This window comes from Rhizobacter sp. P2_H3, from assembly GCF_056403355.1.
Genome location: NZ_JBFUFQ010000394.1, coordinates 1 through 3,008, shown reverse-complemented (window position 1 = coordinate 3,008; position 3,008 = coordinate 1). Strand labels below are relative to the sequence as shown.

Sequence of the window (3,008 nt, the reverse complement as noted above, 5' to 3'; positions counted from 1 at the left end):
TGCCAGCAGCGCTGTCGTGGGCTCGGCCAGCGGCACGCCGGCGCGCGCGGCCGCATCGGCGGCCAGCACGCCGGCGCCGCCGCCGTTGGTGACGAGCGTCAGCGCGTCGTCGCGGTTGGCACCGAAGCGCGCCAGCGTCTGCGCCGCGACGAACAGCTCCTGCAGCGTGTCCACGCGCAGCATGCCGGCACGGCGGATCGCGGCGTCGAACACGATGTCGGAGCCCGCCAGCGCGCCGGTGTGCGAGGCCGCCGCGCGCAGGCCGTTGCCGGCGCGGCCGGCCTTCACGACGATCACCGGCTTGTTGCGCGCCGCGGCACGCGCGGCCGACATGAACTTGCGCACCGTGCCGGTCGATCCGCCGATCGATTCGATGTAGAGCAGGATCGCGCGCGTGTGCGCATCGCTCGCCAGGTGGTCGAGCAGGTCGCCGAAATCGACATCCGCATGCTCGCCGAGCGACACCAGGTGCGAGAAGCCGACGCGGCGTGCCCGGGCCCAGTCGAGCACCGCGGTGACCAGCGCGCCCGATTGCGAGATGAAGGCGAGGTTGCCGTCCAGCGCATCGGTGTGCGCGAAGCTCGCGTTCAAGCCCAGGCGCGGCGTCAGCAGGCCGAGGCAGTTCGGCCCGAGGATGCGCAGCACGTGCGGGCGGGCCGCCTCGAGCACCGCCTGCTTCTGCGCGGCGCTCAGCCCGGCCGTCATCACGATGGCGGCGCGCGTGCCGAGGCGACCGAACTGGTCGATCAGCGCCACCAGCGTCTCGGGCGGCGTGCACAGCACCGCGAGGTCGGGCGCGGCCGGCAGCTGGTCGGGGCGGGTGAAGACAGGCTGCCCGTCGAGCGTGCGCAACCGCAGGTTGAGGGCGTGCAGCGGGCCCTTGAAGCCGCCGCGCAGGTTGCGCCAGACGGTGGCGCCGACGCTGGCCGGGCGGTCGGAGGCCCCGGCGACGGCGATGGATCGGGGTTCCAGCAGGTGATCGAGGTGGCGGACGCTCATGCGTCAGTGTGACATCAGCAGCGGCACGGTCGCGCTGCCGATCAGCTGCCGCGTCACGCCGCCCAGCACCCGTTCGGTCCAACGCGAATGCCCGTAGGCGCCCATCACGATGAGATCGGCGCCGAAGTCGGCCGCGTGCGACAGCAACGCGTCGGCGACGTCGATCGAGGTCGTCTCCACGCGCATGTCGGCCGCCACGCCGTGCCAGGCGAGCCACTGGCGCAGTGCGTCCAGCCGCGGCACCGCCGGTTCGCCGGCAGCAGGCCGGGGCGGGTTCCAGCGCACCACCTCGACGGCGCTCGCCTGCTGCAGCAGTGGCAGCGCGTCGTTGAGGGCGCGCACCGCCTCGCAGCTCTCGTCCCACGCGACGATCGCCTTGCTGCCGATCTTCTCCAGCGCCTGCGGCGAGCAGGCATGCGGCAGCAGCAGCGTCGGGCGGGCGCTGTACAGCAGCACCTGCTCGACCACCGCGCGTGCGCCGCGGTGGCCGGGAGCCGACGGATCGGCCTGCGTCAGCACGGTCAGGTCGCTGCAGTGCGCATGGGCGATCAGCGACGCGGCCGGCTCGGCCTCGTCGATCACCGTCTCGGCCGAGCGAAGCCCGCCGGCGACGCAGGCATCGCGGAAGCGGTCGGCGGCGCGCTCGGCCTCGTCGCGCAGGCTGTCCCATGCGAGCGCGGCCAGGTCGCTGAGCGTCGCGCCCGGCGAACCCGGCAGGTCGAGCAGGCCGGTCGGCGCGAGCCCCGCGAGGTGGCAATCCAGCCGCCGTGCCAGGCGGATGGCGGCCTGCGTGCGGGCGTCGCAGGTCGGGCTCTGGTCAAGGTACAGGAGGATGCTGCGGTAGCTCATGGTGCGGGCCTCGTGACGGTCACTGGATCGTTCGGATGCCAATCTAGGGCGCCGCGTGGCGGATGCATTGACGCAACGCAAGATCGCTTCGACGAGCGGCGGGGACAGTGCGATCACTTGTCCAGGGACCACCGATGAACGATGCCGAGCTGGCGATGACGGGGCCTGCGGGCCTGAGCGATGCCGAAGCCGCCGCGCGATGGCGGCGCGACGGCCCGAACCGCCTGCCGCCGCCGCAGCACCGCAGCGCCGCCGCGGTGCTGCGCGAGGTGCTGACGCAACCGATGGTGCTGCTGCTGCTCGCGTGCGCGATGACGTACGGGCTGCTCGGCAACGCCGTCGACGCGCTGGTGCTCGGCGGCTCGCTGGTGCTGGTGGCCGCGATCTCGGTGGTGCAGGCGCTGCGCACGCAGGCGGTGCTGGAGGCGCTGCAGGAGCTGGCCAGCCCGCGCAGCACCGTGGTGCGCGACGGCGTCGCGCGGCGCATCGCGAGCCACGAGCTGGTGCGCGGCGACCGGCTCGTCGTGCAGGAGGGCGACCGCCTCGCCTGCGACGCGCTGCTGATCGAGACGCAGGGCCTGCGGATCGACGAATCGATGCTGAGCGGCGAATCGGTGCCGGTCGACAAGGGCGGCGACGGCCCGCAAGCGCGGCAGCTGATGTCCGGCACGCTGGTGGTGCAGGGCGACGGCGTCGCGGTCGTCACCGGCACCGGCGTGCACACCGCGCTCGGGCGCATCGGAGGTTCGCTCCGGCAGCTGCAGCCGCCGCCGAGCCGGCTGCGCCGCCAGCTCGACGTGCTGGTGCGCCGCGTCGCGCTGGTGGCGCTCGCGACCTGCCTCGTGGCGGCGGCGGTGTTCGCGTGGCGAGACGGTTCGTGGACCGGCGGGCTGCTGGTCGGGCTGACGCTCGCGATGGCGATCGTGCCGGAGGAGTTCGCGGTGGTCTGGACGGTGATGCTCGCGCTCGGCGCCTGGCGGCTGGCGCGGCAGCAGGTGCTGACGCGCCAGCCGCAGGCCATCGAGGCGCTCGGTACGGCCAGCGTGCTGTGCGTCGACAAGACCGGCACGCTGACCTGCAACCGCATGACGGTCGTCGAGACCTGCGGCGACGACGCGCTGCGCTGGGCCGCGCTGGCGTGCGTGGGTGAAGGGCTGGAG

At 73.7% G+C, this 3,008-nt stretch carries 3 protein-coding genes; 1 reads left to right on the top strand and 2 read right to left on the bottom strand.

Features of this window, described 5'->3' with window-relative positions; all coding sequences use genetic code 11:
- Window positions 1-999: CoA-binding protein (locus AC1D1T_RS31440; RefSeq protein WP_477993281.1), on the bottom strand; the 999-nt coding region annotated here is incomplete at its 3' end.
- A gap of 3 nt (window positions 1,000-1,002) precedes the next feature.
- Entirely contained in the window at window positions 1,003-1,848 is an 846-nt protein-coding gene (locus AC1D1T_RS31435; protein WP_477842356.1) for a universal stress protein, read from the bottom strand.
- A 134-nt stretch (window positions 1,849-1,982) separates the two neighbouring features.
- On the opposite strand from AC1D1T_RS31435, the gene AC1D1T_RS31430 reads away from it, so the two are divergent.
- The coding region (locus AC1D1T_RS31430) for an HAD-IC family P-type ATPase (protein WP_477993279.1) at window positions 1,983-3,008 on the top strand (1,026 nt) is incomplete at its 3' end.

Bases quoted from the DNA above. Each gene is read 5' to 3' on its own strand.
- AC1D1T_RS31435 (WP_477842356.1), bottom strand. From the start codon at position 1,848: ATGAGCTACCGCAGCATCCTCCTGTACCTTGACCAGAGCCCGACCTGC.